The sequence below is a fragment of the Bacillus sp. IT-79MI2 genome (genome assembly GCF_949768135.1).
GTDB lineage: Bacteria > Bacillota > Bacilli > Bacillales > Bacillaceae_G > Bacillus_A > Bacillus_A pseudomycoides.
In genome coordinates this window covers 385,777-398,000 of record NZ_CATKPV010000051.1, presented here as the reverse complement: position 1 = coordinate 398,000, position 12,224 = coordinate 385,777, and the positions used below count along the sequence as shown (strand labels likewise).

The 12,224-nt window shown below is 36.2% G+C and carries 17 protein-coding genes; 4 read left to right on the top strand and 13 right to left on the bottom strand.

Annotation, left to right across the window (positions count from 1 at the left end; genetic code table 11):
- Positions 1-99 precede the first annotated feature (99 nt).
- Positions 100-573 carry an N-acetyltransferase gene (locus ACM6HU_RS08960; RefSeq protein WP_003199752.1) on the top strand — a complete coding sequence of 158 codons (474 nt, stop codon included), beginning with the start codon at positions 100-102 and terminating at the stop codon, positions 571-573.
- A 28-nt stretch (positions 574-601) separates the two neighbouring features.
- On the opposite strand, the gene ACM6HU_RS08955 is transcribed toward ACM6HU_RS08960, so the two are convergent.
- The 3 genes from ACM6HU_RS08955 to ACM6HU_RS08945 all read right to left on the bottom strand — a co-directional run bounded on the left by ACM6HU_RS08955 (position 602) and on the right by ACM6HU_RS08945 (position 1,987).
- The gene (locus ACM6HU_RS08955) at positions 602-1,123 is read right to left on the bottom strand and encodes an RsfA family transcriptional regulator (protein ID WP_016116043.1); all 522 of its coding nucleotides are present in this window, start codon (positions 1,121-1,123) and stop codon (positions 602-604) included.
- Between the two features lie 128 nt (positions 1,124-1,251).
- Positions 1,252-1,425 carry a 50S ribosomal protein L32 gene (rpmF, locus tag ACM6HU_RS08950; RefSeq protein ID WP_001984764.1) on the bottom strand — a complete coding sequence of 58 codons (174 nt, stop codon included), beginning with the start codon at positions 1,423-1,425 and terminating at the stop codon, positions 1,252-1,254.
- A 61-nt stretch (positions 1,426-1,486) separates the two neighbouring features.
- Entirely contained in the window at positions 1,487-1,987 is a 501-nt protein-coding gene (locus tag ACM6HU_RS08945; RefSeq protein ID WP_016131894.1) for a YceD family protein, read from the bottom strand.
- A gap of 153 nt (positions 1,988-2,140) precedes the next feature.
- Between ACM6HU_RS08945 and ACM6HU_RS08940 the strand changes: the two genes are divergently transcribed.
- A complete protein-coding gene (locus ACM6HU_RS08940; protein ID WP_139350015.1) occupies positions 2,141-3,382 on the top strand; it encodes a nucleotidyltransferase in 1,242 nt (413 codons plus the stop codon).
- 24 nt (positions 3,383-3,406) lie between these two features.
- Here ACM6HU_RS08940 and ACM6HU_RS08935 read toward each other — a convergent pair whose 3' ends face one another.
- Together ACM6HU_RS08935 and ACM6HU_RS08930 are read right to left on the bottom strand one after the other, a co-directional pair.
- Positions 3,407-4,432, bottom strand: a complete 1,026-nt coding sequence (locus ACM6HU_RS08935; protein WP_016116046.1) for a SepM family pheromone-processing serine protease — start codon at positions 4,430-4,432, stop codon at positions 3,407-3,409.
- Positions 4,425-5,216, bottom strand: coding sequence for a patatin-like phospholipase family protein (locus ACM6HU_RS08930; protein WP_016116047.1), 792 nt, complete (start codon positions 5,214-5,216; stop codon positions 4,425-4,427). The genes ACM6HU_RS08935 and ACM6HU_RS08930 overlap by 8 nt, the downstream gene beginning before the upstream one ends.
- A 114-nt stretch (positions 5,217-5,330) precedes the next feature.
- Between ACM6HU_RS08930 and ylbJ the strand changes: the two genes are divergently transcribed.
- Positions 5,331-6,563 (top strand): sporulation integral membrane protein YlbJ, encoded by a 1,233-nt coding sequence (gene ylbJ / locus ACM6HU_RS08925; protein WP_016116048.1) that lies wholly within the window; start codon positions 5,331-5,333, stop codon positions 6,561-6,563.
- Here ylbJ and coaD read toward each other — a convergent pair.
- Together coaD and rsmD are read right to left on the bottom strand one after the other, a co-directional pair.
- Complete coding sequence (coaD, locus tag ACM6HU_RS08920) at positions 6,555-7,046, bottom strand: pantetheine-phosphate adenylyltransferase (RefSeq protein ID WP_016116049.1); 492 nt, start codon at positions 7,044-7,046, stop codon at positions 6,555-6,557. The two genes, ylbJ and coaD, sit on opposite strands and share 9 nt — an antisense overlap.
- A complete protein-coding gene (rsmD, locus tag ACM6HU_RS08915) occupies positions 7,043-7,609 on the bottom strand; it encodes a 16S rRNA (guanine(966)-N(2))-methyltransferase RsmD (RefSeq protein ID WP_016116050.1) in 567 nt (188 codons plus the stop codon). The genes coaD and rsmD overlap by 4 nt, the downstream gene beginning before the upstream one ends.
- Positions 7,610-8,177: 568 nt before the next feature.
- Here rsmD and ACM6HU_RS08910 point away from each other — a divergent pair.
- Positions 8,178-8,567 carry a hypothetical protein gene (locus ACM6HU_RS08910; protein WP_003199736.1) on the top strand — a complete coding sequence of 130 codons (390 nt, stop codon included), beginning with the start codon at positions 8,178-8,180 and terminating at the stop codon, positions 8,565-8,567.
- A 69-nt stretch (positions 8,568-8,636) separates the two neighbouring features.
- On the opposite strand, the gene ACM6HU_RS08905 is transcribed toward ACM6HU_RS08910, so the two are convergent.
- The 6 genes from ACM6HU_RS08905 to ACM6HU_RS08880 form a co-directional block, all read right to left on the bottom strand.
- A complete protein-coding gene (locus ACM6HU_RS08905; protein WP_016116052.1) occupies positions 8,637-8,903 on the bottom strand; it encodes a YlbG family protein in 267 nt (88 codons plus the stop codon).
- Between the two features lie 137 nt (positions 8,904-9,040).
- The gene (locus tag ACM6HU_RS08900) at positions 9,041-9,493 is read right to left on the bottom strand and encodes a YlbF family regulator (RefSeq protein WP_003199733.1); all 453 of its coding nucleotides are present in this window, start codon (positions 9,491-9,493) and stop codon (positions 9,041-9,043) included.
- Between the two features lie 119 nt (positions 9,494-9,612).
- Entirely contained in the window at positions 9,613-10,185 is a 573-nt protein-coding gene (locus tag ACM6HU_RS08895) for a histidine phosphatase family protein (protein WP_016116053.1), read from the bottom strand.
- A gap of 77 nt (positions 10,186-10,262) precedes the next feature.
- A complete protein-coding gene (locus tag ACM6HU_RS08890) occupies positions 10,263-10,508 on the bottom strand; it encodes a YlbE-like family protein (RefSeq protein ID WP_006095792.1) in 246 nt (81 codons plus the stop codon).
- Between the two features lie 11 nt (positions 10,509-10,519).
- On the bottom strand, positions 10,520-10,933 hold the full coding sequence (locus ACM6HU_RS08885; RefSeq protein WP_414848113.1) for a YlbD family protein: 414 nt from the start codon (positions 10,931-10,933) through the stop codon (positions 10,520-10,522).
- Positions 10,934-11,022: 89 nt separating this feature from the next.
- Positions 11,023-12,060, bottom strand: a complete 1,038-nt coding sequence (locus tag ACM6HU_RS08880) for a CAP domain-containing protein (protein ID WP_016116055.1) — start codon at positions 12,058-12,060, stop codon at positions 11,023-11,025.
- Positions 12,061-12,224 lie beyond the last annotated feature (164 nt).

Sequence of the window (12,224 nt, the reverse complement as noted above, 5' to 3'; positions counted from 1 at the left end):
ATTCTATTTCCTTCATAAAAATGAAAAAATGAGTTATAATATTATTGAAAATATTTATACTTTTCTTTATTTTACAAAACGAGAAAAGGATGTGATGTAATGACATTCCCAAAAGTTGAGCGCTTGCTCATCAATTATAAAACGTTAGACGAATTTAAAAAATTTAAGGGATGTGGCGCTCAAGAACTCTCCATGTTTGAAGAGTTACAAGCAAATATTATTGAAAATGATAGTGAATCCCCATTTTACGGCATTTATTACGGCGGATCCCTTATCGCACGTATGAGCTTGTACATGAGGAGACATGGTGAATCAAATCTTGAGATTACTGGATCTTACGTAGAACTCTCTAAACTTGAAGTGTTACCAAACTTTCAAAAACAAGGTTTTGGTCAAATGCTTGTTAATTATGCAAAACAACTACAATTTCCAATCAAAACAACAGCTCGTATTCAATCCGCTGCATTTTGGGAGAAACTAAACTTCGGGCAAATATCAACCACTGATGGCGAATTTTACATTTGGCATCCAGAAGCTAATTTGAATGCGGTTACAAATGAAGAATCCGCATAAAATAAAAACAGCTGTTATTCAGCTGTTTTTATTTTTTCACCTTTTCTAATGTTTCATGCTCATAAATGGTATCTCTTTCTTTTGTTTCTAGTACCATCACACTTCTTTTTCGATCAATATAATCAAGCAAAGTACGATACTCTTCTTCATATACAGATACACGCTGAAGAAGCCATTCCTTTTCCTTTTGTAACAATTCAATTTTTTGGTGTAATTCTTTTAATTCTTTTTCATCTTTATATTTTTGTAAAAAGTTAATGACATCGTCTAATGTAATTGATGTAGGAGAAAACTCCACCACTTTTGGTTGCCTTACTACATAATTCTCTACCTTACGAATTTGTTTTGCCTCTTCAATACGTTCTTTATACTGCTTTCTAACGTAAGAATTCCACCTAAATCCGCATGCTGCAGGTGTACGAGATAAATGTCTACCTACCTCTTTAAATGCGGAAAGCTGGGTTCCTCCTTCACGGATATGCCGGAGTACCACTTCTGCCAGAAGTAAATCTTCATCATCAGTCCATGCATCTTGTCTTGTTGTCGCCATTCCTCTAGTCCTCCTTATGCATTTTTTATTAAACATATGCAGTTACTAGAAAAGATAGAATACCAACATATAAAGAATAATACAAAAAAATAAACGCAGAAGAATATCTTCTGCGTTTATTTCCACAATTACTTGCTGATTACTTCTTTACCTTTGTAAGTACCGCATGCTTTACATACACGGTGAGCTAATTTCGCTTCACCACAGCTTGGGCACTCTACCATACCAGGTACTGATAATTTGAAATGCGTACGACGCTTTCTTTTTACTGTTTTAGAAGTTCTTCTAAAAGGTACAGCCATTCTTCCCACCTCCTTAAAAGAAATAGTTATTTTCATATGAAGGCCTGAACCAGTCTTCCGATTATTTGTCAAAAAACTTCGCAAGTCCTGCTAACCTTGGATCAACAGGCTTTTCTTTGCTTTCTTCCGAAATCACTTGCCAGTCTTGACCTTGCGTTGGTGCTCCACCGGAAACATCATCACTGAAAATTTGCATTGGAATCTCCAAAAGTATATTTTCCTTGATTATTGGGAGTAAGTCAAGTACTTCTCCTTCTAAGTAATGGATTTCCGCTTCCGTTTCATACTCTTCTTCTGAAGTTTGGAACACCTCAGTTGTTTTAATGTCAAATGGTAATGTTACATCTACTAAAGAGCGAGAACATGGTAAAACCATGCTTCCAATTATATGTAGATGAAACGTAAACTTACTGGAGCCAAAATCAACTCTACCTGTTACATGGACAGGATTAATTTCTCGAATTTCTTTCTCGACTTCTTTTAGCTCACTTACATCTACCATCTCATCCAATGTCAATCCTTTATGTCTCAATTTGTTTAATTGATGGATGGACCATTTCATATCATATCACCTCAAGGCAACAAACAAAATTATAGCTAGCCATTTTATATTTGTCAATGTTTTTTCTTTACACTATAATGAAGTCATTATAGGAAATAATATATAGATTATCATGTTTTTAGAAAAGATGCTACATCGAAAGGAGAGATTATCATAAAAGCAAGCGGTATTATTGTTGAATATAACCCCTTTCATAACGGTCATGCTTATCATGTGCAACAAACAAAAAAGTTAACACAGTCCGACATTACAATCGCTGTCATGAGCGGATCATTTTTACAACGTGGTGAACCAGCTCTCGTATCAAAATGGTTCCGAACCAAGATGGCTCTAGCCGGTGGTATAGATCTTGTTGTTGAACTCCCTTATACATTCGCAACACAAAAAGCCGAAACATTTGCTAACGGTGCTATTTCTATTTTAGATGCCCTTGGCGTTTCTGAAATTTGCTTCGGCAGTGAGGATGGAGAGGTTCAAAACTTCTATAATACCATTTCTTTACGCCAAAAGGAAAAAGATACTTTCAATCAACTTGTGCAGCAATTTATGGATGCTGGAAACAGCTATGCCAAAGCAACTTCTCAAGCCTTCTCACACATCTTATCGGACGTCAATACTGTTGATATGTCCCAGCCAAATAATATATTAGGCTTACATTACATTGAAGCGCTTCTTTCTCAGAAAAGTTCTATTCATGCACATACCATTGAAAGATTCGCATCTCATTACCATGACGAAACCTTTCAAGATAACCATATTGCAAGTGCGACTAGCATTCGCAAACAATTATTTAGTGAAAATGATTCACTCACAACCATTTATCCATTTGTACCCAATTGTACCGCATCTTTTTTAGAAAGTTATAAACAAACGTATCATACACTGCATTGTTGGGAGGAGTATTTCCCATTTTTCAAATATAGACTTTTGACAATGTCTTCCCAGGATTTACAACATATTTATGAGGTAGAGGAAGGATTGGAGCATCGTATTTTATCAAAAATACATAATACTTCTTCATTTCTTACTTTCATGGAAGCATTAAAAACAAAACGTTATACATGGACTAGATTACAACGAGTATGTACACATATTTTAACAAATACAACAAAAGAAGAAATGGAAAAGGCACATATAGAGCAACATGCACCATATATCCGTTTACTTGGTATGTCACAAAAAGGACAAACTTATATTTCGAAACACAAAAAAAATCTAGGGCTCCCGCTTCTTACTCATACGAAAACATTTCAACATCCCGTTCTAGATATAGAGCGCAAAGCAAATGCTGTTTATTTTTCAGTGCTACAAGAACCTTTACGTACAAAATGTATACAAAAAGATATAACTCAACATCCTATTCGGTATGATGAAACAACGAATAATTTTTTATAAAAAAACCTCTCTAGGGCGAGAGGTTTACTTTTTTTTCGACATTTTTTCTAAATATGCTAACGCATCATCTAATGTATCTACTGGTACAATTTTCATCTTCGTTTTTATATCTTTCGCTGCTTCAAGCGCTTCTTTATAATTCGATTTCGGTGCCCCTTTTTCATTTGGAGCAAAGAATATTTCTGCACCCGCATCACTAGCAGCTACAACCTTTTGTTGAATACCACCAATCGGACCAACTTCTCCCTTTTCATTAATGGTTCCCGTTCCAGCAATCTCATGACCTTTTGTCATATCCTCTTCAGTCAATTGATTATAGATTTCCAATGTAAACATTAATCCTGCTGATGGTCCCCCAATTTCATGTGAATCAATTTTCACCTTTGGATCTACTACTAAGTCCCTTTCAGTAACAATGGAAACTCCAATACCAACACGTCCCTTGCCATCAGGAATTTGTTTTAGCGTTAGTTTTTCTGTAGAACGTTTCCCCCCACGAATATACTCAATATTTACTACATCCCCTTCTTTTTTACCTGACATATATGCAATAAATTGGTCTATCGCTTCAAAAGGCTGACCGTCAACAGCGACAATTATATCCCCAAGTTTCAATTTCCCTTCAGCGGACATATTTTTCGCAATCCCAGCAACTAAAACCCCTCTGTTTTGAAAGGAAACTGAACGATTTGCTCGCTTATACGCATTATAAATGGCTGCGTTTTGAGAATCTTTCATTGCATACGCTTGGCGGAATTGATATTCTTCATCACTCTCACCTTTTTGCAAAATCTCCTCTGCTTTAGAAATGTGATTATATTTATTAAATTGGGCAGCTATTAGATTTACAACATTCGCAGGCCCCATCGAAACGGTCACGAGCATAAAATCACCTGACTCTTTCTTCCCACCATCAACTTGTACATATGGTTCTAATTTCGCCGCCATACCTGGTTTTGTTACATAATATGGTAGACGTACATAGACAAGCAACATTGCCAATATAACGCCAATTAAAATTGCATATATAAAACGAAAACGCTTAAACATTATTTTTCTCCTTCCACTGCTCAATTAATAAGTAAATTTTCTGAATGTGTTTTTCGGCCTCTTCTTCTCCAACTCGAATAATGTCTTCGATATTGGTAAAAGCACGAGAACTAAACTGTTCTACTGCCGGGCGCATCATTAAGTCTGAAGCAATTTGCCGATTAACAACAAGTTCATGCTGCATAATCTCAATACTCTGCATGATAACATCATAAATGGATGTAACTTCTCCGTTCACCTTAATAGGAGATACATCTACAGCAATTACAATATCAGCTCCTAAGTCTTTAACAACGGATACAGGGATGCGATCAATCACCCCGCCATCCACTAATAAACGACCATCTATTTTTTCAGGTACAAACACTCCTGGCACAGAAATACTCGCCCTCACCGCATCAGCAATAGAACCGCTTGTAAATACAACTTTTTCCCCCTTTAAAATGTCAGTGGCCACAACTGCAGTTGGGATATCTAACTCTTCTAAATTTTTATTATATGTAAACATTTTAATCATATCTTTTACCCGTTTTCCAGAAATAAATCCCATTTTCGGTACAGTAAAATCCAAATAGTATTTTCGTTTAAATAATGTGGCCATTCGATAGAGTCTCTCCACGTTACAACTCGCTGCATAAAATGTCCCAATTAACGCCCCCATACTACTTCCAGCAATCATATGAATAGGAATATTCGCCTCTCGTAATACTTTAATCACCCCGACATGCGCAAAGCCTTTCGCACCTCCAGATCCAAGAGCTAAGCCTATTTTTGGTTCATTCATTTCTCTCACCCTTTAAATTTTTTCATCCTCTTTTTCATACTTATGGTCTAAATTCACCATGTATCCACGTATACTGAAATGAACGTTTTTTGGGACAAAGGGGGCTACGTTAAAATGTATGAAAAATGGAAAACAGCTTTTCTCACCATAACGATGATATTTCTAACATTTTCTCTCGTACTTCACCCCCAAGCCGCTTTGCAATCTTCTATTCGCGGATTAAATATATGGTGGGAAGTTGTCTTTCCTTCACTACTACCTTTTTTTATCGTTGCGGAGCTTTTAATTAGTATAGGTGTTGTAAAGTTTATCGGTATTATATTAGAACCGCTTATGCGCCCGCTCTTTCGTGTGCCTGGTATTGGCGGATTTGTTTGGGCAATGGGAATGGCCTCCGGCTTCCCTGCGGGCGCCAAATTAAGCGCAAGACTCCGGAAAAGTAATCAGCTAACACAAATAGAAGCGGAACGACTCGTATCATTTACCAACTCTTCAAATCCATTATTTATTTTTGGAGCTGTTTCTATTGGCTTTTTTAACAATCCTAAATTAGGTTTCATACTAGCTGCTGCACATTATGTTAGCAACCTTACTGTCGGATTACTTATGCGTTTTTATGGAAACAACAATACTTACATACAAGAAAAACAATCCATTCAAAAACGTCCCTTACAACACGCTTTTTCAATTCTCCACGAGACGCGTTTACAAGAGAACAGACCAATTGGAAAACTACTTGGTGATGCCATTATCTCCTCTATTCAAACTTTACTCATGATTGGTGGATTTATTATTTTATTCTCCGTTTTAAATAAAATGATTACTGTCTTCCAACTCACGGCAGCACTAGCTTTTATTATGCAACATATTTTAACATTCTTCCAACTATCACCACACTTTAGCATTCCCATCTTATCAGGACTTTTTGAAATGACACTAGGTAGCCAAATGATCAGCCAAACCAATCAGACTACAACTCTTGAACAAGCAATGGTAACGAGCTTTATCCTCGCATTTAGCGGCCTTTCTATCCAAGCTCAGGTAGCAAGTATTTTAGCCGAAACTGATATTCGCTTTAAACCCTATTTCTTTGCAAGAATTATCCAAAGTATTCTCGCCCCAATTTACACTTTTATATTTTGGGTACCACTTTATGAAAAATTACATTCTTTTTCACCAAATCAACAAGATATCCCTGTTTTTTTATCAAACCATGCTTCTATTCTTGCAAAGACTTGGGAAATATCGCTTCGCTATGGTCCTACTTTTACACTATTTTGTTTATATCTATATGTTATTTTATTATTCTTACGCATAATAAACAAAGAAAAACCCCGTTCATCTTAACGGGGTTTGAAACTTTTCTTTTAAAGCGTGCTCTACAACAGGAGGAACAAGACCAGCTACATTTCCACCATAACGAGCCACTTCCTTCACAATGCTCGAACTTAAAAATGAATATTGATTATTTGTCATAATAAAAAAGGTTTCAATATTTTCGTCTAACTTACGATTCATCGATGTAATTTGCATCTCATATTCAAAATCAGAAACTGCACGTAAACCACGTAAAATTGCGTTTGCATTACGCATTTTTGCATATTCAACTAACAGTCCGCTATGCGAATCAACTTTTACGTTTGGAATATCTTTTGTTGCTTCTCGAATTAGCTCTAGGCGCTCTTCTACTGAAAAGAACGGTTTCTTGGAAGAATTGTTTAAAACGACAACATATACTTCGTCAAACACCTTTGCGCCTCTTTTAATAATATCCAAATGCCCAAGAGTTATCGGATCAAAACTCCCTGAAGAAATTGCTATGCTTGTCATTCGGTCCCCTCACCTTCATGCTTATAAATGGAAATCGCTGTAATACCATAATTTTCTGCTCTTACCTTTACAAGTCCCCCTATTGTTTCCGGTAAGACTACATCATCCCCATGTTCTGCCATAACCAATCCATCTTCGTTCAATAATCCGTGTTGGTCCATAACACTAATTAATGAAATGATTTTTTGATCTTTGTATGGTGGATCTAGCAGTATAAGATCAAATGATAGTTCACGTTTAATTAACGCCTTCAAAGCGCGCTCTGCGTCATTTCTATACACTTCAGCTTGGTCATGTACTCTGCAGCTTTCTAAATTTTGATGAATAACCTTCACCGCTTTATTATCCCGATCAACAAAAATGGCTTTGTCAACCCCTCTGCTAAGCGCTTCAATCCCAAGCCCTCCGCTACCTCCAAACAAATCGAGGGCAATTCCTCCTTCGAAATAAGGACCAATCATATTAAAGATGGCTTCTTTTACCTTATCCGTTGTCGGTCGCGTTGTATTACCTGGCACAGCCTTAAGCGGATGCCCTTTACATTTTCCAGAAACTACTCTCATTTGCTGTCACTACCTTTATTTCAATCTATCGAGCGATTATTACAAACGCATATTCGTTCGGTTAACCGCTATCAACCCTCACTGTTTTCTGTGTATTTTTCCATTAAAGGATAAACGAATCCGCTATCTATTAAAAGAAAAACTAATTTATTCCGTTAAAAAAGTCATCATTACATGATAACTTTCCAGTATCCCATATGTATATTCATCTCGCTATTGGCGAGTCAGATCCCTCTCTACTAATGCAAGTTTCACGTTATCTTTTTTATCCTATCATAAAATAAAAAAAAGAAAAATAAAAAGCCTACGATAAATTTTAAATTCATTATGTATATCTTCATTTAGATTGGACATAAATAAATATAACAACATCACCTTCGATGTTGTTGCCAACCGCGGAGAAGACTTACGTTTCCCCATAAGTTCTTCCTCCGGTTTCTCCTCTCCCTTTGCCTTCTTACTAGTACATACTAGTATAAGAAGGGCCCTGCTTTGCAGGGTTTTTTTCTTTGTCTGCTTTTCATTTTAAAAACGAAGTGATACAGTAAAAGAAAGAGGAGGAAATAATATGATTCAACGTTTTATTGAACTAGGAGAAGGCTACTCCGATTTATATGAATTACTTGAGATTGCAAAGACAAATAAAGATCGTGTATCACATATGTTACAATTTGAAACCTTAAAAAATGATAAAAAAGTATGCTCACTTGTTGTTGTTCTTAAACCAACAACGGTTGGTGATTTCCAACCGCTATATATATGCCGCGAAGGAATTCCTATACTTGAAGGTACAAAAAGTAAACGAATCGTTTTATTCGAGGAAACAGCGGAACAAATCGAAAAAAACGTTACTTCTTTTACTGTAAAACCTTCTACAATTTTCCCAGAAAAAGAATTATATTTTAATCACCTTATCGGCATTTTACGAATGAATCATTTCATTCCTCCAATGCAGTAGCAATTTATACTCATTGTATTTTTATTAAAATAAAGAAACCCCCACCAAAATTAGTGGGGGTCTTTCTCTTTAACTATAGTCGTATTCTTTCGCGCGATCCGGACGTGAATTTTCAAATTCCGTTTTAAGAAATGGGCGATATGACTGCTCAATTTTTTTCACAAAAGGAAGTTTATTTAGCTTTTGTATCATATGCTCTATTTGTTCCATATCACAATATACAACTGCATATTTCAAACGCTTTGATATGTAATGAATATTACCATATTTCCTTAAAATCTTGGCATGTTTCAATGAATGTAAATAAACAATCATACTTTGTCGTTGCCCGAACATAATCTTCTCCATCTTCTCCTTTTATATACTCATATTCTTGTATCTTATAAACATCAATCAGAAATTTGTGAAATTATAGTACATTGTTAAACAAATTCTGTATACGTTTTCTTCTATATTCTAAAAAACGGGGCACATCACCCCGTTTTTTTACAACCGCAACTTCCACCAGATCCACAACCGCCTCCGCATCCACCTGCATCAAAAAACGGATTTCCAGTAGGAACTTTAATAGCAGATGATACTTCGGAACCAATTGCTACACTGACTTCATCTAATAGTTTTTGCAAAGCATTTTCCGCTTTTTTAAAAGCAGCTATCTTTTCATGTAAATCTACAGAACGTTTTAATTCTCGCATATTTTTCGAAACGAAAGTATAATCAGGATGATATTTTCCAAAGCGTTGCACTTCTTCATATCGCTCTTTCATTGCTGTAAATTGACTAATTAATGTTTGAGCTTCCAAATCTTCCTGTAACGCCTTATAACATTCTCGATAACCCTTTGCTATATCTGAACAGACAATCGCCTTTGCAAGCTGTTCTGCCTCGTCTAATATCATTACGCTTTCAAGCGTCGCTACAATCATGAGAGACACCTCCGAGTATCCATCATAACACATTTAGAACAGAACTACTAATTTGAATATCCCATCTGAATATAAAGTAAAAAGTCCGATTACCGAAAACCATCATCCGTCATAATTTCTTATACGCAAATATGCTCCGCGATATTATATCGTAGTACGTCCCAGCTTCCATTTTCCTCTTTTACATAACTAATGCAGGCATTTTTCAATGGAGTTTTAAATGTAATTTCATCAGGGGAGATTGCATTTAAAATTGCTTTTATCGCATGTGAATGTGCAACGATAATAACGCGCTTACCTGCATGTACTTGCGCAACATCTTGCAATGCAGCAAAGCAACGATTTACAATCTCTTCATCTGTCTCCATACCTTCGACATTTCCCTCTGCAATCAGCTCTCTAACTGTGGAAACGGGTTTCCCTGAAGCTTCGCCAAAATTCCGTTCAACAAACCGCTCATCAAGAAGAATAGAATGTATTCCAACAGCGTTGCTAATCACCTGAGCTGTTTCCTGCGCTCTAATTAAGGGACTGCTGATAATCACATCCCATGTGTCCAATTGCAACGCAGCTGCACTTTGACTTGCTTGCTTTTTCCCAACTTCATTAAGTGGAATGTCTTCACGCCCTTGAATAATCTCTTGAAAATTCCAATCAGTTTGTCCATGTCGTACTAAACAAATTTCCGTCATGCTATAACTCCTTTTTTCAATAATTCTTTTCTATTGTAACAAAAGTTTCGCATGACGGACATAGTTTCCCCTTCCAATTACGTTGCATTTTGCTGCTTCATATATTGAAACATGTCAATCATAATAGAAGCAACCGCCAATTGATTTTGAAATTTTGCAACTTTGTCCGGGATTGTCTTTTTATAATACTGTAAAGCAGCTAATTCAAATGCCTCCTTTTCCTCCGGATTACGTGATAATTTTCGATACCAATGGGGTTGTTCACGAATATAACGCCCTAAATCTTCATCAGCTTTTATAAATTCCATAAGCTCTGCCCTCATCCTCTTTCCTCCTAATCTTTTCGAAAGAAAAATGGGTTGTTTTCAGAAGTTCTTTGCTCAGGTTGTGTACGATTCTCTTGAAATTGCTGAATAACCTGTTGCACACTCCCAATCGCACTCGTTACATTAGCTAGATGTTGCTGCATTTGCTCTGCATCTAATTTTTTAAAAAAAGAAAGCATTTGTCCCATCAAATCGACGGCTTTTTCATCATTGTTTTCTTGAGCTGGAGAAGAAATCGTTTCTCCATCTGCTTTATATACCTTCCACATTTCATCCTGTTCTCCAAGTAAATACCATTCCTCATAAAATTGTTGCCATGTTTTTTCACCATTTCGAACTTCATGAACCATTTTAGGGTGATGGTTTACAAACTCTTTAAACTGTTGAACAGAAGGATGTAATGGTCCTTTTGTTTTTGTCATAATCCTCACCTCTTCAGATGTATCTACTATATTGTAAGAAAAAAAAGGCGCATGGTTCGCCTATTTTTAAACGATTCATGCACCTTTTCCTATTTTCTAATGAAATTTTGAGTATAAAATTTATCGAAGACTCCAACACCTAGTCCAGTAAATTGTTCATTTAGCAAATTTTTCCGATGTCCTTCACTATTCAACCAACCTTGTACTGCAGCGATCCCATCAGTATGCTGTGCTGCTATATTTTCACCTGCAAGTTGAAATGCGACTTGACCACGTTGTAATCGATCTCCTAAAGTCCCAAATTCCGGCGAATCATGCGAAAAATAATTATTCTCTTTCATATCCTTGCTATGCCCAAAAGCCACTTCAGCTGTTTGTTGATCCCATGTTAGTAACGGTAGTTGATGACGACTACGAATAATATTCGTCAAATCTAGAATTTGTTGCATATTTCCATGTTCTATTTGTGTCATTTTCTCTGGAGTAATTGGCTGCTCCGCCCCTAACTCTCCAGAATAAACAAGCTGATACGGCCTTTGTCGAAGCAATGTCTCATCATCCATATACCGAATTCCGACAAGTTTATGTGTGAATCGATCAAAGTATAACTGCGCCCAACCATCTTCTTCTATCGAAACAAGTGGTTGTTCTGCAATTTCAGTATCAGATAATTCAAATTGATAGCTGTTCCTTCCTTTTTTCAAAGAAATTTCATGTGAGAATGGATTTTTTTTATAGACATCTTCATATTTTTCATCCATACGAAATGGAACTACATCCACTTTATTACCAGCAACATAAGCTGTTACAATTTTATGTTCTGCAACACCAAACTGCACATATTGTGATAAATCTTGATTATAAATCCACCATTCGTAACCATACGCAGAAGGTTCGATTCGAGCTGGCTCACCCCATTTTGCTAATAAACTTTCCGAATCGCCTCCTATTAATTGGGAGATTGTCTCTGGAAATCCTTCATTTATCTGTTTCTTTTTCTTAACAATCTTATGTTCCTGCTTAGAATGAGATGGCTGTAATATATATTGCGAAACGAGTAATTTCCCGTATAAATCAATAGCTAAAATAAAAACCGTAATCATTACGATACGTAATAATTTCTTCAAACAATATACCTCCTGGTCAAACATAAAATTGAGATATACACAAATGCCTGTCTTCCCTTTTGTGTGTACCGCACTATTTTCACTATATCATATTTTAATAAAAAAAGCCGTGATTCTCCCTTTTCTCTCAATATGAATTGCGATTTCTCATTATTCATACTATT